This is a genomic window from Actinophytocola xinjiangensis, from assembly GCF_001921215.1.
Lineage (GTDB): Bacteria > Actinomycetota > Actinomycetes > Mycobacteriales > Pseudonocardiaceae > Actinophytocola > Actinophytocola xinjiangensis.
In genome coordinates, this window is the sequence record NZ_MSIF01000001.1 from 1,028,868 (window position 1) to 1,051,174 (window position 22,307).

Below are 22,307 nucleotides of genomic sequence, written 5' to 3' on the forward strand. Positions count from 1 at the left end.
CGCGGAACACCGGCGGTCGTTCGGTGGTTGCGCATGGCATGAGTCAACTCGTGGACCGCACGGTCGCCGCTCTCCGCTCCGAGTACGACGTGCTCGCCGGCCTCGTCCGTACCCTCACCGACGACCAGCTGGCGGCCGCCAGCGGCGCCGACGAATGGACCGTCGCCCAGGTCCTGTCGCACCTGGGCAGTGGCGCGGAGATCAGCCGGGGGGCGATCGGCCGGGCGGCCGGCGAGACCGTGGCGGACGAGGACAACCAGACCATCTGGGCCCGCTGGGACGGGTCGACGCCGCGCGCGCAGGCCGAGGGTTTCCTGGAGCACACCGGCCGCTGGCTCGACCTGGTCGAGGGGCTCACCCCGGAGCAGCGCTCGTCGCTGACCGTGGACCTCGGCTTCCTGCCGGAGCCGGTGCCGGTGCTGGTCTCCCTGGGCATGCGGCTCAGTGAGGTCGCCAACCACTCGTGGGACGTGCGGGTGGCCTTCGAGCCCGACGCCGGGGTGGACGCCACCTCGGCCCAGGTGGTCGTGGACCTCCTGGCGGGGCCGCTGGGCTTCATGGTCGGCTTCCTCGCGAAGCCGGCCGAGCTGGCGGACCCGGTGTCGGTCGCGATCCCCGGCGCCGGCCTGGTGATCGACGACGGCGTGACCGTGGTGGACCACCTGGAGTCGCCGTCGGCGACGTTCGACGGGCCGGTGGAGGCGTTCGTCCGGCTGATCAGCGGCCGGCTCAAGGCACCGTACGACAAGGGCGTCACCGTCGAGGGCGCCGTCACGCTCGACGACCTGAGGCGCGTGTTCCCCGGCTTCTGAGCTCCTGCCGGTGGCGGGTCAGCAGTAGTCGCCGAGTTCACGCGCCATTTCCGGGGTCATCCGGCCCTGGCAGGGGAAGCCAGGCAGGTCGACTTTGCTCAGCATGTTCATGACCAGGGTCGGGGGTTTGCCGGGGGTGTCGGCGTCCCAGGACACGACGTGCTGGTCGCCGCCGAGGTTGTCGGTGGTGACGTCGGCGAACAGGTCGGACCACGGCTCGCGGGTGGCGCCCGACGCGCCGTCGCTCATCGCCTTGTCCAGGAGCGAGTGGTGCTTCTCGGCGTCGGATTCCGACGACCAGGACGTGCAGACGACCGCGTGTGGCGTGTCGGTGTTCGCGGACGGTGCGCGGACACCGACCGCGACGGCGGTCGGTTGGGGCGTGGCCCGCAGGTTCGGGGTGGCCACGGCCGCGACGACGACGTCCCCGAGGCAGTCGCTCAGCGCCCTGGTCCGGGGGTCGTCGGCGAGGGTCTCCCCGGTGGGTTCGCCGATGCGCGCCAGGTCGGCGCCGACGCCGCCGTAGACCAGGTCGGACCCCTCGGCCCTGGCCTTGGCCAGTTGCAGCGTCAGCGACGCGAACCGGGCGTCGTCCACCTCGCCGAGGGCGGGCGCGACGAGGGTCTGCTCCTCCCGCGTCCAGCCGAGACCGGTCAGGCCCTCGGAGATCCTGGTGCCGTCCTGCCCGCCCGCGACCAGCCCGACCAGGTGCGGCGGCTGCCCGGCGCTGACCGTGAAGTCGGCGTCGAGCAGCGCGATCCCCGGCTGTTCCTCGATGACGGTGACGTAGGGGGCCAGGTTGGCCGCGCCGTAACCGCGCAGACTGCCATGGCCGCCCTCGTCCACCCCCGGCTCCGCACCGGCGAGCTCGACGAGGGCCGCGGTGTCGTCGAAGGTCACCCAGGCCCGGGTGTCCTCGGTGGCGGCGACGCGATCCAACGCCAGCAGCAGCCTCGACCCACCGAGCGGGGGCGTCTCCGACCCGCCGGGGGGCTCCCCACCACACGCGACCAGCGTCAGACAACAGGCGGACACCAGCGCGGGCAGGACTCTACGCATCACCACACTCCTCACAGGACCGTTCGAAGCGGCCATGCTCCCATGACCGGCCCCGCCGGAAGGGCGAAATGGTCATAGCCCCGGCTGTGATCCCGGTGGGAGTCGTGAGCGGGGGGTCTCACGATCAGTGACCCCGCTGAGCTGCGGAAGCTCCACGAAGCGCGGAAACTGGAGATCGTCCACCACGCGGATCACGGCGGTGGTGCCGCGAGTTCGCGGCCGCCGTCCTCTGAGTTTTTTCCACGGTGATGTCGAACGGCGTCGAGCGTGTTCGTAGCCAAGGTGAGGGGCCGACAGCGGGCCGGTCCCCGTCAACCGTGATCGAGGAGAGCATCATGACCGCCACCTACACCTTCGACGTCTTCTCCACCCTTGACGGCTACGGCGCCCACATCGGCGACTGGGGCGGCTACTGGGGCAAGCAGGGCCCCGAGCTTCTCGACCGCCGCCTCGCGTTGTACGACGTGGAGCAGCGGATGGTCCTCGGGGCCACCACGTATCGGGCGCACGCGCAGCTGCTGGCCTCGGGCATGGAGTCCGGGCTGAGCGACCCCTGGGTCACTCGGATGACGAACCTGCCGACAACGGTGGTGTCGAGCACGCTGGAAGGACCGCTGGACTGGCCGGACGCGACCGTCGTGAGCGGCGACGCGGTCCAGGTCGTCGCCCGGCTCAAGGAGGAGTCCGAGGTGCCGCTGCGCTCGCACGGCAGCCTGTCGTTGAACCGAGCGCTGATGGCCGCCGGTCTGGTCGACCGCGTCCAGGTGACGCTCTTCCCGGTGATCACCGGCCGGACCGGAGTGGACCCGGTCTTCCAGGACGCGGCCGACTTCGACCTTGAGCTGCTGGAGAGCCGAACGCTGGACGGCCACACCCAGGAGCTCATCTACCGGCCCACCCCGCATGCCTGAGTCCATTCACGTCCCGCCGGCCCGTCGCCGATCACTACCTGGGCTGAGCGGCCCGCGCGAGGATGTGCCGCGCCACCGCGTCGTTCTGACGGAACCCGGGTGCGTTGGTGCGCGGCCGGGTGAACGCGCCGGGCGATCGCGCGCTGGTGTGCGGGCCAAGCGCGAACCGGCGTGGGTGCGGCCGTCCCGTCGCGTCGACCACCAAGCCCTCGGTGGTCGTGTGGATCCGGCCGGTGCTTCGTTCCGCTTCGGCGTCGAGCAGTAGTTCCTCGGCCAGCTCGCCCCGGTGGAACAGGTTGCGCAGCAAGGGGTCCGTGGCCCGCCGAGCGCTCGGTGCCGGCAGCCGCGCGTCGACCAGCGTGGTGGTCTCGACGGTGCCGGGCACGGCTGGGCTGTCCGCGACGAACCGGCGGTCCTCGACCCGCACCCGCATGTCCGGGCCGACGAACCGCAGGACCCCGGCCCGCTCGAGCGCGAGCAGCTCCCGCAGCCGGTGGGCGGGCGGTCCGCTCGCGTAGAAGCTGAAGAACCCGAACCACCAGCCGTCCACGCCGTCCACCTGGGACACCGGGGTCAGTTTCCCGGCCGCGACGAGCTGTGCGAGCTGCCCGAACACCGACAGCAGCGCCAGGAACGCACCCAGGTCCGCGCTGAACGACGCGGAGCCTCTGCGCGTGAGGTCGGCCTGGACGTAGGCTCGCACGTGGTCGGTCAGCGCCCCCCGGTCGGGGAACACGAGCCCGCGCAGCGGCCGGTCGATGGCGGCGAGGTCGAGCCGGTCGGTCTCGCCCGGCACGGCCTTCTCGACGAGGGCACGCAGTTCACCGCTGTCCCAGTCGGGCGCGGCGTAGCGCGCCGCGAACTCGTCGAGGTCCATCCGCACGCGGTCCGGGTGGCCGGTGAACAGCTCGTGGTAGTAGCCCCAGCCGATGTCCTTGGCCATCAACGGCCAGACATCGGTGTCGAAGTCGAGCCACCCCGGCCGCGCGAGCAGCGCGTCAACCTGCGGTGGCCCGAAGAAACGGGGGAGCGGTGCGGGCGGGCCGTGCAGCCGGTACCCGGGTTTCGCGTGGTAGGGCACACCACGGCGGGACCCGGCCCACAGCAGCGGCTCCGCGCCGGACGGGTGGTAGACGAGCGCGCCGTGGTCCCCGGTGACGAACCGGCCACCGCGGCCCTCGGTCAGCAGCACGGCGAGGTCGGTGAACGCGAGCCCGAGACCCCGCAGCAGCACGGGTTCTCCGGGTGCGATGTGCGACAGGTCCAGGTCGGCGGTGTAGGCGGGCGGGACGTACCGCAGGCCGTGCGCGCGGGCCGTCTCGGCGAGCCGCGCCTCCTCCGGTCCGGGAGCGGCGTCGAGGTGGCCGAGTGCGAGTACGACGATGTCCGTCACGAGCGTGCTGCCGTCCGCGAGGCGCACGGTCTGTGTCCCGTCCGGTGGGCCGGTGACGTCGACGGCGCGCGCGGCGTGCACCCGAACCTCGACGGTGTCCGGCAGCGCGGCGCGCACCTGCTCGTAGAACCACGTGAGGTAGGCGCTCTGCAGGCGGCGCGTGGGGAACGTGGTGGCGGTGACCGACCGCAGCTCGGTGGTGAGGGACTCGTGCACGGTGGCGTCGATCGTCCCGTCGCGGACTCCGGTCGCCCATTCGGCGAGTGTCGGGCCCGGCCGGATCGGCCCCGCGCACCGCACGGTGTCGTCGGTGAACATCGTGACGTCCTCCGGCATCGAGTTCATCCGCAGCAGCGGTGACTGCGCGAACCGCCACACCCGCCCCGGCCCCGGCGGGAACGGGTCGACGAGGTGCACGGTCAACCGTCCGCGCGGGAACTCCGGTGCGTTGGCGGCGATCCGTTCGAGCAGTCCGACACCTTTCGGTCCCGCGCCGACGACAACCAACGTGCTCACCTCGGCTGAGCCAGCGAGCGTGTCCGTTGTTCGGGGATGTGCACGTGGGCGCCCGGGTCGGGCAGGTACCAGTCGAGTGGCAGTGCGGGGAACTGGCCGTGCGGATCCGGCACGCACGCCAGCGTGCTGGCGTGGCGCTGCCACACCCGTCGGAGTACGCCTGCCCAGCGCAGCACGTGCCGCCGCATCGGACTCACGTCAGGTGAGGTGTTTCTCGGACGTGAGCAGCCGCACGCCGCTCGTCTGACTGACCCGGCCGGGCAGTGGCAGGTATCCGGCGGACCGGTGCCGGCCTGCGGTTACGGGCTGGCGCCAGCCGGTGGTCAGTGAGATCCGCTGGCGGACGCGGGCGGCGGCCTCGGCTGTGGTCATGGTTCACCCCTTTCGCCACCTCGACGAATACGGCACGACATGCCACCACGCAATCTTTGTGAAAAAGGCTTCCACATTGTGGAAGCTGCTTGCTCGGGTCCGCGGGCTGTGCCTGGATGGCAGGCGGGAGTGATGACCGAGGGGTGCGTTGCCTCGTGACTCTGGTGTCCGATGTGGACTGATGGTTCGGAGGTTTGCCCATGGCCTCGATTGCCGTGCTCGCCGGTGGCCCGTCGGCCCGGTCGCGCACCGCCGCCGCGATCGAGTCCGCGGTCGAGGAGATCGCCGCGGCCCTGCCCGTCACGGTGGAGGTGCGGCGGTGACGCCAGTACTGCCGCACCTTGCCGTGGCGTTGGACGGCGCCGGCTGGCACCCGGCGGCGTGGCGGGAGCCGGACGCGCGGCCCACCGAGCTGTTCACCGCGCGGTACTGGACGGAACTGGCCCGTGAGGCCGAGCGCGGCTTCCTGGACTTCGTCACGTTCGAGGACTCGTTCAGCCTCCAGTCCACACAGGACGGCAGGGTCGACCGGGTGCGCGGGCGGCTCGACGCCTCGCTGATCGCGGCCGCGGTCGCGCCGCGCACCACCGGAATCGGGTTGGTGCCGACCGTGATCGCCACGCACACCGAGCCGTTTCACGTCTCGAAGGCGATCGCCAGCCTCGACTACGCCAGCAGCGGCCGGGCCGGGTACCGGATGCGGATCTCCGCACAGCCCCACGAGTTCGCGCACGTGGGCAGGCGCGAGGCCGGCGAGGTGGCCGACCTGTTGGACGAGGCGGCCGACCATGTCGAGGTGGTGCGGCGGTTGTGGGACAGCTGGGAGGACGACGCGGAGATCCGGGACGCGGCCACCGGCCGGTTCGTCGACCGGGACCGGCTGCACCACATCGACTTCGCTGGGCGCTGGTTCAGCGTCCGGGGCCCGTCGATCACGCCCCGCCCACCGCAGGGGCAGCCACCGGTGGTCGCGCTCGCCCATGCGGCCCCGGTCTACCGGCTGGCCGTCCGCGCCGCCGACGTCGTGCTCGTGACCCCGCGCGATCCCGCCCACGCCGAGGAGACAGTGGCGCAGGTGCGGGCCGAGGAGACTGGCCGGGCCGCACCTGTGCACGTGTTCGGGGAGCTGGTGGTGTTCCTCGGCGCGACGGCAGCGGATCGGCTGGCGCGACTCGACGAACTCGACGGCACACCGTTCACGTCCGACGCCGCGGTGTTCGCCGGTACGCCGAACGACCTGGTGGACCTGCTGACCGAGCTGTGCGCGGCCGGGCTGACCGGCTTCCGTCTGCGGCCCGGAGTGCTGCCCGACGACCTGGTCGCGATCACCCGCGAGCTGGTGCCCCGACTGCGGGCCAGGGGCATGTTCCGCCGCGGATACACAGAGCGCACGTTGCGGGACCGGCTCGGCCTGGTCCGTCCGGCCAGCCGCTACGCCCAGGCTGGTGCCGAATGAGCAGGCCACCCAAGGAGGTCCACCTCGCCGCGCACTTTCCTGGCGTGAACAACACGACCGTGTGGAGCGATCCAGCGGCGGGCAGCCACATCGAGTTCGAGTCGTTCGCGCGGTTCGCGCGGACCGCCGAGCGGGCGAAGTTCGACTTCCTGTTTCTGGCAGAGGGACTGCGGTTGCGGGAGCAGGGCGGGCAGATCTACGACCTGGACGTGATGGGTCGGCCCGACACGTTCGCGGTGCTGGCGGCGTTGTCGGCCGTGACCGAGCGGCTCGGGCTCGCGGGCACGATCAACTCGACCTTCAACGAGCCGTTCGAGGTGGCCAGGCAGTTCGCCACCCTGGACCACCTGTCCGGCGGCCGGGCGGCGTGGAACGTGGTCACCTCGTGGGACGCGTTCACCGGCGAGAACTTCCGCCGCGGCGGGTTCCTCGCGGAAGCCGACCGGTACACGCGTGCCGAACGGTTCCTGCGTGCCGCCTGGACGCTGTTCGACTCGTGGCGTGGCGACGAGATCCTCGCCGACAAGGCGTCGGGCCGGTTCCTCACCACGCCGTCGCCGGGTGCGTTCGCCGTCCACGACGACCACTTCGACATCGCAGGCCACTTCACCGTGCCGCGCGGCCCGCAGGGCAGGCCAGTGATCTTCCAGGCAGGCGACTCGGATTCCGGCCGGGAGTTCGCCGCCGCGACCGCCGACGCGATCTTCTCCCGGCACGGCACCCTCGAAGCCGGGCAGGCCTTCTACGCCGACGTCAAGGCGCGGCTCGCCCGCCACGGCCGCACCCCCGACTCACTGAAAGTGCTGCCCGCTGCCACGTTCGTGCTCGGCGACACCGACGCCGACGCCCGCGAACAGGCGGCGGTCGTGCGTCGTCAGCAGGTCAGCGGGCAGACCGCGATCAGACTGCTCGAACAGGTGTGGAACCGGGACCTGTCGGCGTACGACCCGGACGGTTCGTTGCCCGACATCGACCCGCTGGTCGGCGAGAGTCACATCGCTCAGGGCCGTGCCAGCGTGCGCATGAACCGCGACCCGCTGGCCGTGGCGAAACAGTGGCGCGAACTGGCCTCGGCGAAGAAACTGTCCATCCGGGACCTGATGATCGAGGTCAGTGCTCGGCAGACGTTCGTCGGCTCCCCGGCCACCGTCGCACGGGTCATCAACGACCTCGTCCAGGCGGATGCGAGCGACGGGTTCATCCTCGTCCCGCACATCACACCCGGTGGACTGGACGCCTTCGCCGAGACGGTCGTACCGCTGCTGCAGGAACGTGGCGTGTTCCGCACCGAGTACACGGGAACGACACTGCGGCACCATCTCGGGTTGGGAGCCGCGCCATGAGCGTTGGGCGGGTACCGGTGGCGACGGTCCGCTGTGAAACACCGTGGCTACGCGGATCGCACGGTGCGGTGGCAGGTGTGGCTGACCGGTCCGATGGATACCCGGTCAGGGCTCGGCGCGCGGAAGGTGTCCCAGGCCGCGGCCCGGTCGATCGCCGACGCGGCGGCGGACACCTTCCTGCGTGCCTACGCCAGCGAGTAGCTCAGGCGAAGTAGTGCCCCTCCTTGAGGTCGGTGATCAGGCCGGGACCGGTCGGCTGCCAGCCGAGCAGGTCGCGCGTGATCCGGGCGGAGGCGGGACCGTCGACGCCCCAGAAGCCGCCGAGCCAGCCGACGTACCCGCCGATCTGCTCGGGGCCGACGGAGACGGCGGGGACGGCGAGTTGCGCGGCGAGGATCTCGGCGACCTCGCGGATCGGCACGCCTTCGTCGCCGACGGCGTGCAGGACCGACCCGGCGGGCGCTGATTCGAGCGCGAGGCGGAACAGCCGGGCGGCGTCGTCGCGGTGGACCGTGGGCCAGCGGTTGGTGCCGTCGCCGACGTAGGCGGCGGCGCCTTTCTCGCGTGCGAAGCCGATCGCTGTGGCGATGAGCCCGTTGTCGCCGTTGCCGTGTGTGGCCGGTGGGAGCCGGACGACCGACGAGCGCACCCCGTGGTCGGCGAGGGCGAGCGTGTGGTGGGCGTTGGCGATCCGCCCGCCGCCGCCCTCGATCGGGCCGGTGCCGTCCCCTGCTGTCGTGGCCAGTCCGTCGCGTTCGGTGGCCACGACTCCCGGTGCGAGCCCGAGCACGCCGAGGATGCCGGAGGCGACGACCAGCGGCTTGCCGGTGCCTGCCAGTGCCTCGCCGAAGGTCTCGATCGCCGCACGGTCGGCGTCGGTGGCGCCCGCGTAGTCACCCGCGAAGGCGACGTCGTGTTTGAACGCGAGGTGGATGACACCGTCGGCCGTGGTGACGGCGTCGCGCAGGGTGTCGAGGTCGTCGAGCGACCCTGGGCGGACCTCGGCTCCCGCCGCCCGCAGCGCGCCCGAGGCGGCGGCCGAGCGGGCGAGGCCGGTGACGGTGTGGCCCGCGGCGATGAGGTCGGGGACGAGCCCACGGCCGACCCAGCCCGACGCACCGGTGACGAAGACATGCATGAAGACCTCCAGGACTGCTATTCTTTATACAGTCGTACCAGAAATTGTGGGGCGCGACAAACACCCTGGAGGAAGCGATGGCGGGACGGCCGGTAGACCACCAGCGGCGGGCCGAGTTGCTCGAGGCGGTGGTCGACTACGCGGTCGAGCACGGGTTCTCCGAGCTGACGTGGCGGCCCGTCGCGGCTGCCGTCGGCGTGTCGACCAACACGCTGGTGCACCACTTCGGCACCAAGGAGCAGATGTTCGAGGCCATCCTCGACCGGTTGCGGGAACGCCTCGTCGTGTCCACCGACGACCTGCTCGGCGAGCGACCCGACCTGGTCACGGTGGCGCGCGTGGTCTGGGAGCGAACGTCGGATCCTCAACGGGGGGCGGAGTTCCGGCTGTTCTTCGCGGTCTACGGACGCGCTCTCCAGGCGCCGCGACAGTTCGCGGGGTTCCTGGAGCGGGTCGTGTCCGACTGGATGAGCTCCCTGCGCGACGTACAGGTCCCGGGCACCGACGCGGAAACGGCGACCCGCAGGGCCACACTGGTGATCGCGACCATCCGCGGACTGCTCCTCGACCTGCTCGCCACCGGTGACCGCGACCGCGTCCACGACGCGGCCGAGTCGCTCTTCGCCGCGCTGGAACACCAGCTGTGACGGCCGGGACTTCCTGCGTACCCAACCGCACCGGTCGTTCCGCAGGACTCGGTGCGTGGGGGTCCGCGAACGATCGAATCCCGCCGCGCCATCGGAGAACGGAACGCCGATGGCGCGGCGGAGGCCCGTCAGGGGCTCGTGGTGGTGCAGGTCGTACCGTTGAGGGCGAAGGACGCGGGTGTGCCGGTGTTGCCGGTGTGGGTGGCCTGGAAGCCGATCGTGATCGACGCGTTCGGAGCGATCGCGGCGTTGTGGCTGACGTTGCGTGCCGTCACCTGCCCCGACGTCGGGGTGTAGGTGGCGTTCCACCCGGACGCGATGGTTTGACCGTTGGGCAGGGTGAACACCAGGGACCACTGGTTGATCGGGTCGGTGCCGGTGTTGGTGAGGGTGATGTTCTCGGTGAGTCCGGTGTTCCACGCGTTGACCGTGGCGGTGACATCGCACTCGCCCGGTTCGGGTGTCGGGCCCGAGTTGTCCAGGGCGAAGAACGCGATGGCCGATGCCGCCATGCCACCCGAGGGCAGGCTGTGTCCCGCGCCCTGGATGCTGTACGCCTCCACCTGGACGGTGCCGGACGTGTCGGCGTAACGACGGCGGTTCCAGTTCTGCTGCGGGGTGTCGGTGAACGTCGGTGTCTGGCTCAGCCCGAACACGTCGGTCCACTGCTCGATCTCCTCCTGAAGCAGGGAGTACGGTACGAGCGTGTCGGCGGTGCCGTGCCACAGCTGGATCCGCGGGCGGTGGCCGGTGTAGCCGGGGAAGGCCTGCCGGACCGCGTCCCCCCACTCCGACGGTGTCCGGTTCATGCTTCCGCCCGTGCACCTGCTGGCGCCCGGTGGGTAGTCCGCCGCGTTGGCGAAGCAGTTGAACGGCACGCCCATGAAGGCCGCGCCTGCGGTGAACACGTCGGGGTACAGGGCGAGCATGTGGTTGGTCATCATGCCCCCGGAGGACGACCCGGTGGCGAACACCCGGTTCGGGTCCCCGCCGTAGCGCTGCTCGACGTAGCTGACCATGGAGACGATCGACACCGGGTCGCTGCCGCCACCGCGGCGTTTGGCCGCGTCCGACCAGGTGTCGAAACAGTTCCCGAACCCGGCCTGCTGTTGGGCGCTCGGATAGATGACGACGAACCCGTGCCGGTCGGCGAGCGAGGCGAACTCACTGCCGGAGTAGAAACCAGGGCCCGAGCCGCCGCAGCCGTGCATGGCGACCACGATCGCGGGATTCGCGGGACGGGTGTCGGGCACGTAGACGTGCATGCGCATCCCGCCCGGGTTGTCGCCGAAGCCAGTCACCTCCACCAGGGTCGCCGCGGACGCCGCGGGCGGATGCACGACTGTGGCGATGGTGACCAGCAGGGTGCTGGCCATCGTCACGAGAGCGGTTCTGATCATCGTTGACCTCCGGTCGGCGATCCCGCCTTCCTCGACGGTATGCATTCCGAGAACGGCCGTCAACAATGTGCCGACTATCTGGGCCAAGATTTGGGAGCGCTCCAGATATCCGAAAGTTTCGGACCGATAGTGGGCGTTGAGAAATAAGGGCGCGTTGGTTGGGTGGTCGCGCCACGGTCGAATCCTTGCCGCGTACTTTCACAGACCGCCGGGATGGTCGGTGTGCCCGTCGATCACTGGATGCAGGGGAAGGGCCGGTGCGGCGAGCAGTCGTCGGCCGGCCGAGGACGGGCGTACGTTCGGGCCGTCGCCGTTCTGGTTCGGGGGTCGTTGGTGTGTCGTCCGGATGGTGTGTTCGTCGATGTGGATACCGATGCCTGGCGTGTCGCCGAGGACGAAGGCGCCGTCGTCGACGTGGTGGGCGAGGTGGACGCCGGCTGGTGGCACGAGGTCCTGCAGTTCGGCGGCGAGGTGGTTCGGTAGCGAGGCGGCGGCGTGGAGCAGTCCGGCCGGGGTGTTGCCGACGGGGCTGACCGGCAGGTCGTGGGCGTGGGCGAGGGTGGCGACCCGGAGGAAGTGGGTGATTCCCCAGACCGCGCTGGTCTGGACGACGTCGACCGCGCCCGTGGTGAGCAGTGGACGGAACTGTTCGAGGCCGGTGAGGTTCTCCCCGGTCGCGACCGACGCCCGGATTCCTCTCCCCACCGCGGCCATCCCCTCGGCGTCCCACCGCCGCACGGGCTCCTCGACCCAGGTGAGGTCGATCGTCCGTTCCAGTTCGCACACGTGGCGGACGGCTTGCTTGCGCGTCCAGGACTCGTTCGCGTCGAGCATCATGGCCGGCCGCGACGCGGGTCCGGAGTCGGCCAGGACATCCCGTACCAGTGCGAGTCGGTGCCGGTCCCGATCGACGTCGAGGCCGCCCTTGAGCTTCGCCGCGCGCAGGCCGTGTTCGGCGTAGGTCCGGTACACGGCGACCAGTTCGTCGTCGGTCAGTGCGATGTCCAGCCCGGAGGCGTAGGCGGGTACCCGCCGGTCGCGGGCGCCGAGCAGTCGCCAGAGCGGTTCGCCGGCGGCCTTGGCCTTGATGTCCCACAGTGCCGTGTCGAACGTGCCGATCGTGCCGAACACCGCCCCGGCGTGCCCTGCCTTGAACGTGCGCCGCAGCATCCGGTCGTAGAGGGCCGTGACGCCGCGTGGGTCCTCGCCCTCGATGGCCGCGAAGACGGTCTCGGCGTCGAGGTGCGGGCCGAGGCCGACGCCCGTGATCCCCTCGTCGGTGTCCACCAGGACGATCGGCACCGGGGTGTGCCCGTCGGCGAGCACGCCGTTGGCGTCGCCGACCGGGCGTCCCCAGGTCAGGACGGTGGTCAGGGTGCGGAACCCGGTGATTTCCATGTTCAGCCCTTCGTGGCGCCGGCCGTGACGCCCTGTGCGATCTGGCGCTGGAAGAACAGGTAGATCACCAGCATGGGCACGGCCGCGATCAGGACGCCCGCGGCGAAGGTCGGGATGTCGTCGGAGTACTGACCGCGCAGCGAGGTGACGCCGACCATGAGGGTGCGGTGCTCGGCCGACGGCATCACCAGCAGCGCGATGAGCACGTCGTTCCAGCAGAACAACGTGTTCAGGATGCCGACCGAGATCAGCGCCGGGGTGCCCAGTGGCAGCATGACCCTGCGGTACACGCCGAAGAGCGTGTTGCCGTCGATCCTGGCCGCGTCGACGACCTCGGTGGGCACGTGTGCGTAGTAACTGGCCATCAGGAAGATCGTGAACGGCAGGAACTGCGCGACGTACGCGAGGATCAGCCCGGGGTAGGTGTCGATCAGGCCGAACGTGGTGAGCGTCCGGGAGAGCGGGACCATGATGACCTGGAACGGGACGAACAACGCGGCGAGGCAGCCGAGGAACAGGGCCCGCGAGCCGCGGAACCGCAGCCGTCCCAGTGCGAAGCCGGCCATCGATCCGATCAGGAGCAGCAGCGCGACCGCGCACAGCACGACGATGAGCGAGTTGGCGAAGTAGCGCGCCAGCCCGACGCTGTTCCAGGCGGTCGAGAGGTTGTCGGCGCGCGGGGAGTCCGCGGGGGAGAAGCGGTCGAGGACGTACTCGCGTCGTGTCTTCAACGCCACGTTGGTGGTGAACACCAGCGGGTAGACGGTGGCCAGTGCGAGCGCGGCCATCGGGACGGCGACCAGCCACCTGCTCACCCGCGCCATCAGTCCTCCCTGCCGGAGCGACGGAGCACGCTGACCTGCAGCAGTCCCACCACGACCATCACGAGGAACAGGACGGTGGCCGCGGCCGAGGCCAGCGCGGGCCGGTTCAGCTGGCCCTGCTGGATCCAGATGTAGTACTCCGGCAGGTAGGTGGCGCCGCCCGGACCGCCGCTGGTCATCACGTACAGCAGGCCGAACATCGAGGTCAGCATCCCGATCATCGTGGTCACGAACACGAACTGGATGGTGCGGGACAGGCCGGGAACGATGACGTGCCAGATGATCCGGGGAAGCGCGGCGCCGTCGATCCGCGCGGCGTCGAGCAGGCTGGTGTCGAGGGTGGCGAACCCGGCGAGGAACACCACCAGCGCCATCCCGAACGTCGCCCAGACATGGACGCCGACGACCATGAAGATCGCGACGTCCGGGTCACCGAGCCAGTCGACCGGACCGAGACCGACGCTGCCGAGCAGGGCGTTGAGCGGACCGTCGAAGGCCAGCAGCAGGGTGAAGATCGCACCGACGATCACCGGTGACAGCACGGCCGGGAAGAAGTACACACTCCGGAAGATCCGGTGGCCGGGCACGCGCAGGTAGATGAACGTCGCGAGCAGCCCGGGAATGGCGACCGCGACCGGCAGCAGCGCCACCAGCAGCCCGACGTTGCGCAGCGCGCCGACGAAGAGCGGATCGCCCATCAGCGTCACGTAGTTGTCCAGCCCCACGGCCGTCCCGTCGCTGTCGCCGTCCCCGGTGAACGAGAAGTTGACGCCGAGGACCAGCGGGTACAGCCGCAGCACCACGACAACCAGCACGGCCGGAGCCACCAGTACGTAGGGCGCGAGGCGTTCCGCGTTCCGGCGGCGAGTCGCCCTGCGCGGCACGGGGTCAATCGCCGGTGTGCTCCCGGTCGGCACCGATCAGCTTCCCTGGTCCGCGGTGGCCAGTTGGGACAGTGCGTCGTCGACGGTGACCGAACCGCTCAGCAGTTGCTGGGACAGCCGCCGCATCAGGTCGAGGGTCTCCACCGACAGCGCCACGTGCAGGGCGGGTTCGCCGGTCTCGAGCCCGGAGACGATGTCGGCGACGGCCGGGCCAGCGTCCGACACGTCGATGGCGGTGTCGGCGGCGATCGCACCCGCGTCGGCGTAGAACGCCTCCAGCGCGTCCTTCGAGGTCAACGAGCGGACCAGGTCGGCGGCGACCTCCGGGTCAGCGGTCCACCTGGCGACCGCGTAGCCGATTCCACCGTCGTAGGGCAGGCTCGGCGTCGCCCCGGTGGTGCTGACCGGCGCCCGCATGACGCCGATGTCAGCGGGGGCGAGGAACTCACCGAAGTCCTGCCAGTGCCCGACGTCCGACATCAGCCCGATGACGTGGGCGGCCTCGCCGGAGGAGAAGATCGCGAAGGCGTCGTTGAACATGGCCGTCGAGTTCGCCCCCTCGTTGTTGAGGCCAGCGCGCTCGGTCTCCGTCCACATCTCGAAGATCCGCTTCACGTTCGGTGAGGTCCAGTTCCGCTTTCCGACGATCCAGTCGTCGTACTCCTGGTCGGTGAGCACGCCGGAACCCAGGCCGGAGAGGAAGAACTCGATGCCGATGCCTTCCTTGTTGCCGAGCGCGATACACGTGGCGTCGGTCCTGTCCATGATCGTGGCGCAGCCGTCGACGAACTCGGTCCAGGTGGTGGGTGGGCTGTCCGGGTCGAGGCCAGCTTGTTCGTAGAGATTCCTGTTGTAGTAGATCGGGTGACCCTGCAACGTGACCGGTGCGGCGTAGGTCCTGCCGCCCTCGGTGAACGCGTTCCAGCCCACCAGGCGCTCCCGGTCCTCGGCGACGTAGGAGTCCAGCGGCACGAGCGAGTCCACCCGGTCGCGGAGCTGGCCGCCACCGTTGAAGAGCATGACGTCCGGCCCCTTGCCGGACTGGATGGCCGCGCCGAGCAAGGTGTAGTACTGGTCGAACGGTTGGGCCACGAACTCGACCTCGACCTCGGGGTGCTTGTCCGCGAAGTCGGCCTTCGCCGCCTCGATGTAGGCGGCCGCGTCGTCGTCGCCCGACTTCCAGTCCCACACCACCAGTGTGTTCCCGTCGCCGCCGGACGACGGGGCAGGCCCGGCGGCGCTCCCGCAGCCTGCCACCGTCAGCCCGGCGGCCAGGACGACAGTCCACAGTGCTCGGTTCTTCACCGCATACTCCACTGCTGGTTCGCTCCTCCGTGGCACGACCAGAGGTGGATCAGGGTGCCGTTCGCGGTGGCGTTGCCGCTGGCGTCGAGGCAGAGTCCGGAGTGGACGCCGGTGATGGTGCCGTTGGTGTTGAGGTTCCACTGTTGGTTGGTGCCGCCGTGGCAGTCCCAGATGATCGCCTTGGTGCCGTTGGCGGTGCCCTGTCCGGACGCGTCGAGGCACTGGGTGCCGTTGGTGAGTGTCCTGCTCGCCGTGTAGGTCCACCGCTGGTCGGCGCTTCCGTCGCAGTCCCACAACCGGGCCTGCGTGCCGTTGGTCGTGTTCGCGAGGTCGACGCAACGACCGGACTGGCCACCCACGATCGTGCCGGTCCGCGGATCGGTGTTGCCCTGCGGACCGGCGTTCGACATCACGGCCTGGGCGCCGGCCGGCCAGTTGCCGTTCGTGACCGTCACGTTGCCGTGGACGACGTTGCCGCGGTCGCCGTTGGTGATGTTGGTGCTGCCGTTGGTCGACCAGTTGTCGGTGACCGTCCAGTTGCCCATGTTCTCCCCACCCCAGTAGTTGGCGGTGGCCCAGGTGCCGGTGTTGGAGAAGACGTTGTTGGTCGCGGTGTAGTACTTCGAGCCCTCGTCGAAGTAGACGCCGAAGTAGCCGTTCGTCCGCAGGCAGTGGTTGCCGCTGATCACCGCGTTCGGGTTCCACCCCAACGTGTAGATGCAGCCGCCGTCGTTCATCTGCCGCATGACGTCGTGGACGTAGTTGTTGATGAGCTTGTTGCCCGACGCCGTGGTCGGCGTGGAGTAGCGCGGCTGGAAGTTGTACAGGCCGCGGCCCGCGTAGTGGTCGCTGCCGCCCGCGTCGTTGCTGCCCCAGCCGTACCCGATGGACATGCCGGAGTACGGCAGGTTGTAGATCTCGTTGTTGGCCACGTTGGTGGTCGTGACGTAGGTGGTCAGCACCGAGACGTTGCCGCGGTACTCGATGCCGAGATCGTGGATGCGGTTGTTGCTGATCGTGATGTTCCGGTTGACCATCCGCTGGTCGCTCGGGTGGTGGGCGTCGGCGCGGACGCCGCCGACGATGATGCCGCCCGCGGAGTTGTGGGCGATCTCGGACCGGGTCACCGTGATGTCGCTGGCGCCGAGGCCGACGCCGCTGGCGTGGGCGTTGGCGTCGTTGCCGATGCCGATGGCCGTCTGCCCGACGTTGAGGAACGCGGACTCGCTGAAGGTGATGCCGCGGGCGGCGGAGATCTGTACGGCGGCGGGCATCTGGTGCCAGTGCGGCCGGGCCGCCTCGAACTGCTGGCAGCCGTTCTGGCAGGTCGTCAGCCGGTCGGCCGGCCAGTTCCAGTTGCCCGCGAGGTACGAGCCGGTCTGCTGGTCCGCGTACCCCTGGTCGCTGCTGGGACCGAGCCAGCTGGTGCCGGTGAACGTGATCCCGGTGAACGTGATGTCGTGGGCGGGCGCGTCGTAGGTGCCCCCGACGTTCACCAGCGACTCCATCACCGGTAGCTCCACGCTGACGGTGCTCATGTTCTGTCCGGCGATCGGGATGTAGTACAGGGCGCCGGTCCCGGGGTTGAGGTACCACTCGCCGGGCGCGTCGAGGAACTCGTACGCGTTGACCAGGGAGAACGGACCCGCGCGGTGCGGCGCCGTGAGCGTGTCGTACCCGAAGGTGTTGTTGTTCCACGCGGGTTGCCGCATCGTGATGGCGTTCCCGCTGATGCTCTGCACCGGCGAGTACCGGTCGGTGAACGAGTTGACGCTCTCCACCTCGACCCGGTTCTGGTTGGCCACGTTGTTCAGATAGCTCAGCGTCGGGCTGGAGAAGGTCATGCCCGCGTTGGTGAAGGTGAACAGGGACCGGTCCACCTGGGTACGTGCCCGGGTGGCGATCGCGCCGTCCACGTACAGCTGCCGGGACTCGACCCCGGCGCCGACGTTCGCCTGCCAGATGTTCTTGCCCGCGTCGGCGACCGACCAGCCGGTGACCGCGCGGGCGCCACTGAGGACAGGACGTGTCGACGGGGCGGCCTGCCACCTCACCTGGTGCCCGTCGCTCCCCGAGTCCTCCTCGGTCAACCGCAGCGGCGCCGACAGCCGGTACACCCCGTCCGCCAGCTCCACCACGATGTCGTCGGACATGGTGTCGTTGAGCGACCGCACGGCGGTCCGCGCGGCGGACAGCGAGCACGGACCTGTCGCGGTGCAGGCGGTTCCCGTGCCGGTGGGGGAGACGTGCAGGGTGGTCACCGCCGCGCCGGCGACCGGCGCCCTGGCCACCGCGACGAACGTGACGACCGACGTGACCACCGCGGCGACACGACGTCCCCGCACGGTCACGAGAGTGTCCAGCGCTGGTTCGTGCCACCGTGGCAGCTCCAGATGATGAGCTGGGTACCGTTGGCCGAGCTGGCGCCGTTGGCGTCGAGGCACCTGCCGGAGTTGGTCAGTGACCCGTTCGCTCCGGCGATCCAGTTCTGCCCGCCACGACCGTCGCAGGTGGACAGCTGGACGTTGGCCCCGTCGTTGGTGCCGACAGCGGTCATGCACTTGCCCAGTGCGCGCAGGGTGCTGCCCTCGCGGGTCCACTGCTGGTTCGTGCCGCCGGTGCAGGTCCAGAGTTGGATCTTCGTGCCGTCGGCGGAACTGGCGCCGTTGACGTCGACGCACTTGCCGGCCACGCCCACGATCGGTCCCGGGGTGGGGGTGACGACCCCGAGTTCCTTGATCCGGATGTTGCGGAAGGACACGTCGTCGCCGGTGCCGTGGTTCTGGATGCCGATGTGGCCGGAGGTCAACGATCGGGCCGGTTCGGTGTTGGTGAAGTCGTTGATCTTCACCCCGTTCAGGAACACCTGCAGGCGCTCGCCCTCGACGAGCAGCTCGTAGGTGTTCCATTCGCCGGGCGGGTTGAGCGCTGCGTCGCGGGCGGCCTGGTCGGCGGCTTGGAAGCCGTAGACCGAGCCGGTGGTCCTGTCGGGCGTGTCGGTGGCGTCGATCTGTACCTCGTGGCCGTTGCTGAGGGCCGAGTTCGGATCGCTGCCCGCCGGGAACCCGATGACCACACCGGAGTTGTCGTCGCCGGGCATCATCCAGTCCAGCTTGAGGGAGTAGGAGCGGTACTCCTTGGCGCTGTACCAGAGCATGCCCATGCCGCCCGTGGAGGTGAGCGTGGCGTTGCTGTTCGTGAAGCCGCCGGGGCCGGTCTGCGACCAGCCGGCGGTCGATCCGTTGTAGAGGGTGGTGTAGCCGGTCTCGGGCCGGCAGTCGGCCTTGGTCCGGTTGGCCGCGTACCGGATGCCGCCGAGCACCAGCGACCGGAACGCCGGTTCGGCGTAGCTGGCCTGGGTGTGGCCGTTCCCCGTGTAGAACGACCGTCCACCCTGGATGGCCTTGCACCAGGTGATCGGGTGATCGCCGCCCATGGACCCGCCGGAGTACGTCGACTCGTCCAGCGTGGCGAGCACCTTGGCCGACGAGCGGGGGTTGGTGCGGAAGTTGTACCACTCGTCGGTGCGTACCCAGGTCTGGCCCAGATGTGCGGTGGCCGCGTGTGCCCGGTCCTCGACTCGCTCGGTGGCCTGCTGGATGGCCGGATGCGAGGCGAAGTACGCGCCGACCAGCTCGCCGTAGAACGGCCAGTCGTACTCGGTGTCGGACGCGGAATGGATGCCGGCGTAGCCACCGCCACCCCGGACGTAGGACTCGAACGCGCTCTGCTGGGTGGCGTTGAGGACGTCGCCCGTGGTGTTGAGGAAGACCACGGCCTCGAACTGGGCCAGGTTCGTGGTGGTGAACGCGTTGGCGTCCTCGGTCGCGGTGACGGTGAAGCTGTTGGTCGCGCCCAGCTCCCGGATCAGGGCGATGCCCTGCGGGATGGAGTCGTGCCGGAAGCCGGCGGTCTTGGAGAACACCAGCACGTCGTACGGCGTGTCGGCGGCGGTGGCCGGTGGGTTGGAGCCGAGCGCGAGGACGGCGAGCGCGGTGGTGACCGCACCGAGCGCACGCCGGGGGAGCGAGTGTTTCATCTCTGTGTGCCCTCCTGGGACGACGTCCACTTCTGGTTGGCGCCGCCGGTACAGGTCCAGGTGATCAGCTGGGTGCCGTCGGCCGAACTGCCGCCGCTGGCGTCCAGGCACCTGGTGCCGTTGCGGATGGTGCCGTCCGACCGCACGGACCAGCTCTGTCCCGCGCCGCCGTCACAGGTCGACAGCTGCACCAGGCTGCCGTCCGCGGTGGCGGTCATGCACTTGCCCAGCGAACGCAACGTGCTCCCGCTGACCGTCCACTGTTGGTTGGTGCCGCCGGTGCAGGTCCAGAGCTGGATCTTGGTGCCGTCGGCGCTGCTCGCACCGTTGACGTCGACGCACTTGCCGCCGATGCCGGTGATCCGTGTGGGGTCGCCGTTCGCCGGCGGCGTGCCGAACGTGTACGAGTCCAGGTCGAACAGGAAGCCGCTGCCACCGGAGAAGGTCAGGTAGAGCGTGATGGTTCCGGCCGGAACGCCGGTCAGGGTGGTGGACACGGTGGTGAAGGTGTCCCAGCCGCCGGTCACCGGCACGGCGACCGAGCCGAGTACGGTCCCGGTCGGCGATCCGGCCCGCACGGACAGGGTGCCGCCGGAGCCGCCGGAGGACACCCGGGCGGTGAACTGGTTCTCCGTGCCGAGGGCGTAGGGCTGGAACGCGATCCAGTCGCCGTTGTGGATGTCGCCGACCGTTCTCCCGCCCTCCGCGAGCGTCTTGTCGAACAGGGCGGTGCCCGACTGGGTGCCGCGGTGCTCGGCCTGGCGGTGCCGGGGCTGCAGGACGTGCTCCGCGGTTGTCGTCAGCGCGGGCTGGCCGTTCGCACCGAGGTCGGTGTACTCGGCGATGAAGCCCGCGTACAGGTTCGCCGCCGTGTCGTGCTCACCGTCCACCGGGATCTGCATCGTTCCCGAACAGCCGTTGCGTACGGAGATCTCGTGGCCGTGTTCGTCGTGGCCGAGCTTGTAGGTCAGCTTCACCCGGTCGCAGTCGATGGTGCCGTCCTCGGGGTCGGTCACGGTGATCGTGTACGGCACCCCGTCGCCGAAGCTGAACAGGGACCCGTTGACCGGCGTGGTCAGCGTGACCGTGGGGGCGGTGTTCCCGACGGTGATCACCACGTTCGCCGCCGCCGAGCGCCCGCCGCCGTCGGTCACCGTGAGGGTGGCCGTGTACTGGCCGTTGGCCGAGTAGGTGTGGCTCGGGTTCGCCGAGGTGGACGTGCTCCCATCACCGAAGTTCCAGTGGTACGTGAGAGCGGTGCCCTCCGGGTCCGACGAGCCGGCCGAGGAGAAGGTGACGGCCAGCGGCGCGCCCCCGGAGGTGCGACTGGCGCCGGCCCGCGCGATCGGCGCCTGGTTGCCTGCCGGGTTGTACTCGATGCGGTAGAGCGCCGAGTCGGCACTGCCGCTGCCCCAGCCGCTGCCGTAGTCCAGCACGTACAGCGCGCCGTCCTGGCCGAACGCCGAGTCCATGACCTGGGTGCCACGCCACGGGAACTCGTTGATCTGCCCGGGAGAGCCGTCAGAGTTGACGTCGACCACCTTGATCCAGCGCCGGCCGAACTCGGACAGGAAGACGTGCCCGTCCAGCGCGGCGGGGAACTTGACGGTCGACGGGTTGGACGCGTCGTAGCGGTACACGACACCGCCCATCGGGGACTCGGAGCCGCAGCCGAACGCCGAGACCGAGCAGTTGTCGTAGTTGATCCACGCCGCGCGGGCGGCCGGCAGGGTGGTCTGCCCGGTGTTGTTGCGGGAGTTGTTGACCGGCGCCGCGCAGGTGAACCGGTTCCCGGACGGCCCGGACGGGAACGTGTAGTCCACATAGGTCTCGGCGGTGGTGTTCCCGCCGGTGCAGTACGGCCAGCCGTAGTTCCCGGCCGAGGTGATCCGGTTGAACTCCACCTGCCCGCCCGGCCCTCTGCTGTTGTTCGCCGAGCCCGCGTCCGGCCCGTAGTCACCGAGGTAGAGCACCCCGGTGGCCTTGTCCACGCCGAAGCGGAACGGGTTGCGCAGCCCCATCGCGTAGATCTCGGGCCGGGTGTTCGCCGTGCCGGGCGCGAACAGGTTGCCGGCCGGGATCGAGTACGAACCGTTGGCGTTCACCTTGATCCGCAACACCTTGCCGCGCAGGTCGTTCGTGTTGCCGGCGCTGCGTTGGGCGTCGTAGGCGGGGTTGCGGTCGGCGCGCTCGTCGATCGGGGTGTAGCCGGCCGAGTCGAACGGGTTGGTGTCATCACCCGTGGACAGGTAGAGGTTGCCGGCCGAGTCGAAGTCGATGTCGCCGCCGACGTGGCAGCACATACCCCGGCTGGTCGGCACGTCGAGCACGGTCACCTGGCTGGCCATGTTGACCGTGAAGTCGGAGTTCAGGGTGAAGCGGGACAGCCGGTTCACACCGTTCCACGCGGAGAAGTCCGTGCCGTTGGCCGGCGCGTCGCCGCCCGGGGTGGACAGCGGGGGCGCGTAGAAGAGGTAGATGAATCGGTTGGTGGCGAAGCCGGGGTCCACGCCGACGCCCTGCAGGCCCTCCTCGTCGTGGGTGTAGACCGGCAGGGTGCCGATCGTGCTGGTCACGCCGGCGGCGGTGGTCCTGCGCAGCACCCCGTTGCGCGCGGTGTGCAGCACCGAGCGGTCGGGCAGCACGGCGAGCGACATGGGCTCACCCAACTCGCCCACGCCCCTGGCCAGCTCGACCTGCTGGAAGTCGGCCGGGTTCACCGCGTGCGCCGCCGCCGGCACCACCGAGGTGAACACCGGCACGGTGACGCTCGCCGCGATCAACGCGGCGGCCACGAGCAGTGTTCTCAC

At 70.0% G+C, this 22,307-nt stretch carries 20 protein-coding genes; 7 read left to right on the forward strand and 13 right to left on the reverse strand.

What is annotated here, in order from left to right:
- The first annotated feature begins 38 nt into the window (after positions 1–38).
- Positions 39–812 carry a maleylpyruvate isomerase family mycothiol-dependent enzyme gene (locus BLA60_RS04510; protein ID WP_075131339.1) on the forward strand — a complete coding sequence of 258 codons (774 nt, stop codon included), beginning with the start codon at positions 39–41 and terminating at the stop codon, positions 810–812.
- Positions 813–830: 18 nt separating this feature from the next.
- Here BLA60_RS04510 and BLA60_RS04515 read toward each other — a convergent pair whose 3' ends face one another.
- On the reverse strand, positions 831–1,871 hold the full coding sequence (locus BLA60_RS04515) for a hypothetical protein (RefSeq protein ID WP_154814101.1): 1,041 nt from the start codon (positions 1,869–1,871) through the stop codon (positions 831–833).
- A 335-nt stretch (positions 1,872–2,206) separates the two neighbouring features.
- Between BLA60_RS04515 and BLA60_RS04520 the strand changes: the two genes are divergently transcribed.
- Positions 2,207–2,782: a dihydrofolate reductase family protein gene (locus BLA60_RS04520; protein WP_075131529.1), complete on the forward strand. Its 576-nt coding sequence runs from the start codon at positions 2,207–2,209 to the stop codon at positions 2,780–2,782.
- A gap of 34 nt (positions 2,783–2,816) precedes the next feature.
- On the opposite strand, the gene BLA60_RS04525 is transcribed toward BLA60_RS04520, so the two are convergent.
- Genes BLA60_RS04525 through BLA60_RS42940 form a run of 3 tightly spaced genes read right to left on the reverse strand, consistent with a single transcriptional unit; the run spans position 2,817 to position 5,063 of the window.
- Positions 2,817–4,691 (reverse strand): FAD/NAD(P)-binding protein, encoded by a 1,875-nt coding sequence (locus tag BLA60_RS04525; protein WP_075131341.1) that lies wholly within the window; start codon positions 4,689–4,691, stop codon positions 2,817–2,819.
- Positions 4,688–4,879: a hypothetical protein gene (locus tag BLA60_RS04530; protein ID WP_075131342.1), complete on the reverse strand. Its 192-nt coding sequence runs from the start codon at positions 4,877–4,879 to the stop codon at positions 4,688–4,690. Before BLA60_RS04530 ends, BLA60_RS04525 begins: the two co-directional genes overlap by 4 nt.
- A 10-nt stretch (positions 4,880–4,889) precedes the next feature.
- On the reverse strand, positions 4,890–5,063 hold the full coding sequence (locus tag BLA60_RS42940) for a hypothetical protein (protein ID WP_154814102.1): 174 nt from the start codon (positions 5,061–5,063) through the stop codon (positions 4,890–4,892).
- 200 nt (positions 5,064–5,263) lie between these two features.
- Between BLA60_RS42940 and BLA60_RS46125 the strand changes: the two genes are divergently transcribed.
- From BLA60_RS46125 to BLA60_RS42945, 4 genes are all read left to right on the forward strand, one after another.
- Positions 5,264–5,386: a hypothetical protein gene (locus BLA60_RS46125; protein WP_281257409.1), complete on the forward strand. Its 123-nt coding sequence runs from the start codon at positions 5,264–5,266 to the stop codon at positions 5,384–5,386.
- The gene (locus tag BLA60_RS04535) at positions 5,383–6,519 is read left to right on the forward strand and encodes an LLM class flavin-dependent oxidoreductase (protein ID WP_075131343.1); all 1,137 of its coding nucleotides are present in this window, start codon (positions 5,383–5,385) and stop codon (positions 6,517–6,519) included. The genes BLA60_RS46125 and BLA60_RS04535 overlap by 4 nt, the downstream gene beginning before the upstream one ends.
- On the forward strand, positions 6,516–7,862 hold the full coding sequence (locus tag BLA60_RS04540; protein WP_075131344.1) for an NtaA/DmoA family FMN-dependent monooxygenase: 1,347 nt from the start codon (positions 6,516–6,518) through the stop codon (positions 7,860–7,862). The genes BLA60_RS04535 and BLA60_RS04540 overlap by 4 nt, the downstream gene beginning before the upstream one ends.
- A gap of 63 nt (positions 7,863–7,925) precedes the next feature.
- Positions 7,926–8,063 (forward strand): hypothetical protein, encoded by a 138-nt coding sequence (locus BLA60_RS42945; RefSeq protein WP_154814103.1) that lies wholly within the window; start codon positions 7,926–7,928, stop codon positions 8,061–8,063.
- Position 8,064: 1 nt separating this feature from the next.
- On the opposite strand, the gene BLA60_RS04545 is transcribed toward BLA60_RS42945, so the two are convergent.
- Positions 8,065–9,000, reverse strand: coding sequence for an SDR family oxidoreductase (locus BLA60_RS04545; RefSeq protein ID WP_075131345.1), 936 nt, complete (start codon positions 8,998–9,000; stop codon positions 8,065–8,067).
- Positions 9,001–9,077: 77 nt separating this feature from the next.
- Between BLA60_RS04545 and BLA60_RS04550 the strand changes: the two genes are divergently transcribed.
- Complete coding sequence (locus BLA60_RS04550) at positions 9,078–9,647, forward strand: TetR/AcrR family transcriptional regulator (RefSeq protein WP_075131346.1); 570 nt, start codon at positions 9,078–9,080, stop codon at positions 9,645–9,647.
- 128 nt (positions 9,648–9,775) lie between these two features.
- Here BLA60_RS04550 and BLA60_RS04555 read toward each other — a convergent pair whose 3' ends face one another.
- The 8 genes from BLA60_RS04555 to BLA60_RS04590 form a co-directional block, all read right to left on the reverse strand.
- Complete coding sequence (locus BLA60_RS04555) at positions 9,776–11,047, reverse strand: extracellular catalytic domain type 1 short-chain-length polyhydroxyalkanoate depolymerase (RefSeq protein ID WP_075131347.1); 1,272 nt, start codon at positions 11,045–11,047, stop codon at positions 9,776–9,778.
- Positions 11,048–11,245: 198 nt separating this feature from the next.
- Positions 11,246–12,445 (reverse strand): mandelate racemase/muconate lactonizing enzyme family protein, encoded by a 1,200-nt coding sequence (locus BLA60_RS04560; RefSeq protein ID WP_075131348.1) that lies wholly within the window; start codon positions 12,443–12,445, stop codon positions 11,246–11,248.
- A gap of 2 nt (positions 12,446–12,447) precedes the next feature.
- Complete coding sequence (locus tag BLA60_RS04565) at positions 12,448–13,269, reverse strand: carbohydrate ABC transporter permease (RefSeq protein WP_075131349.1); 822 nt, start codon at positions 13,267–13,269, stop codon at positions 12,448–12,450.
- The gene (locus BLA60_RS04570; protein WP_245811808.1) at positions 13,269–14,084 is read right to left on the reverse strand and encodes a carbohydrate ABC transporter permease; all 816 of its coding nucleotides are present in this window, start codon (positions 14,082–14,084) and stop codon (positions 13,269–13,271) included. Before BLA60_RS04570 ends, BLA60_RS04565 begins: the two co-directional genes overlap by 1 nt.
- 105 nt (positions 14,085–14,189) lie before the next feature.
- On the reverse strand, positions 14,190–15,458 hold the full coding sequence (locus tag BLA60_RS04575) for an ABC transporter substrate-binding protein (protein ID WP_075131350.1): 1,269 nt from the start codon (positions 15,456–15,458) through the stop codon (positions 14,190–14,192).
- Entirely contained in the window at positions 15,455–17,803 is a 2,349-nt protein-coding gene (locus BLA60_RS04580; protein WP_245811809.1) for a ricin-type beta-trefoil lectin domain protein, read from the reverse strand. Before BLA60_RS04580 ends, BLA60_RS04575 begins: the two co-directional genes overlap by 4 nt.
- Before the next feature lie 2 nt (positions 17,804–17,805).
- On the reverse strand, positions 17,806–19,497 hold the full coding sequence (locus BLA60_RS46410; protein ID WP_075131351.1) for a ThuA domain-containing protein: 1,692 nt from the start codon (positions 19,495–19,497) through the stop codon (positions 17,806–17,808).
- Positions 19,494–22,307, reverse strand: coding sequence for a PQQ-dependent sugar dehydrogenase (locus BLA60_RS04590; protein WP_211288584.1), 2,814 nt, complete (start codon positions 22,305–22,307; stop codon positions 19,494–19,496). The genes BLA60_RS46410 and BLA60_RS04590 overlap by 4 nt, the downstream gene beginning before the upstream one ends.

Coding starts and splice junctions, on each gene's coding strand:
- BLA60_RS04515 (WP_154814101.1), bottom strand. CDS start 1,871: ATGCGTAGAGTCCTGCCCGCGCTGGTGTCCGCCTGTTGTCTGACGCTG.
- BLA60_RS42940 (WP_154814102.1), bottom strand. CDS start 5,063: ATGACCACAGCCGAGGCCGCCGCCCGCGTCCGCCAGCGGATCTCACTG.
- BLA60_RS04550 (WP_075131346.1), top strand. CDS start 9,078: ATGGCGGGACGGCCGGTAGACCACCAGCGGCGGGCCGAGTTGCTCGAG.
- BLA60_RS04530 (WP_075131342.1), bottom strand. CDS start 4,879: ATGCGGCGGCACGTGCTGCGCTGGGCAGGCGTACTCCGACGGGTGTGG.
- BLA60_RS04510 (WP_075131339.1), top strand. CDS start 39: ATGAGTCAACTCGTGGACCGCACGGTCGCCGCTCTCCGCTCCGAGTAC.
- BLA60_RS04520 (WP_075131529.1), top strand. CDS start 2,207: ATGACCGCCACCTACACCTTCGACGTCTTCTCCACCCTTGACGGCTAC.
- BLA60_RS46410 (WP_075131351.1), bottom strand. CDS start 19,497: ATGAAACACTCGCTCCCCCGGCGTGCGCTCGGTGCGGTCACCACCGCG.
- BLA60_RS04555 (WP_075131347.1), bottom strand. CDS start 11,047: ATGATCAGAACCGCTCTCGTGACGATGGCCAGCACCCTGCTGGTCACC.
- BLA60_RS04540 (WP_075131344.1), top strand. CDS start 6,516: ATGAGCAGGCCACCCAAGGAGGTCCACCTCGCCGCGCACTTTCCTGGC.
- BLA60_RS04560 (WP_075131348.1), bottom strand. CDS start 12,445: ATGGAAATCACCGGGTTCCGCACCCTGACCACCGTCCTGACCTGGGGA.
- BLA60_RS04565 (WP_075131349.1), bottom strand. CDS start 13,269: ATGGCGCGGGTGAGCAGGTGGCTGGTCGCCGTCCCGATGGCCGCGCTC.
- BLA60_RS04545 (WP_075131345.1), bottom strand. CDS start 9,000: ATGCATGTCTTCGTCACCGGTGCGTCGGGCTGGGTCGGCCGTGGGCTC.
- BLA60_RS46125 (WP_281257409.1), top strand. CDS start 5,264: ATGGCCTCGATTGCCGTGCTCGCCGGTGGCCCGTCGGCCCGGTCGCGC.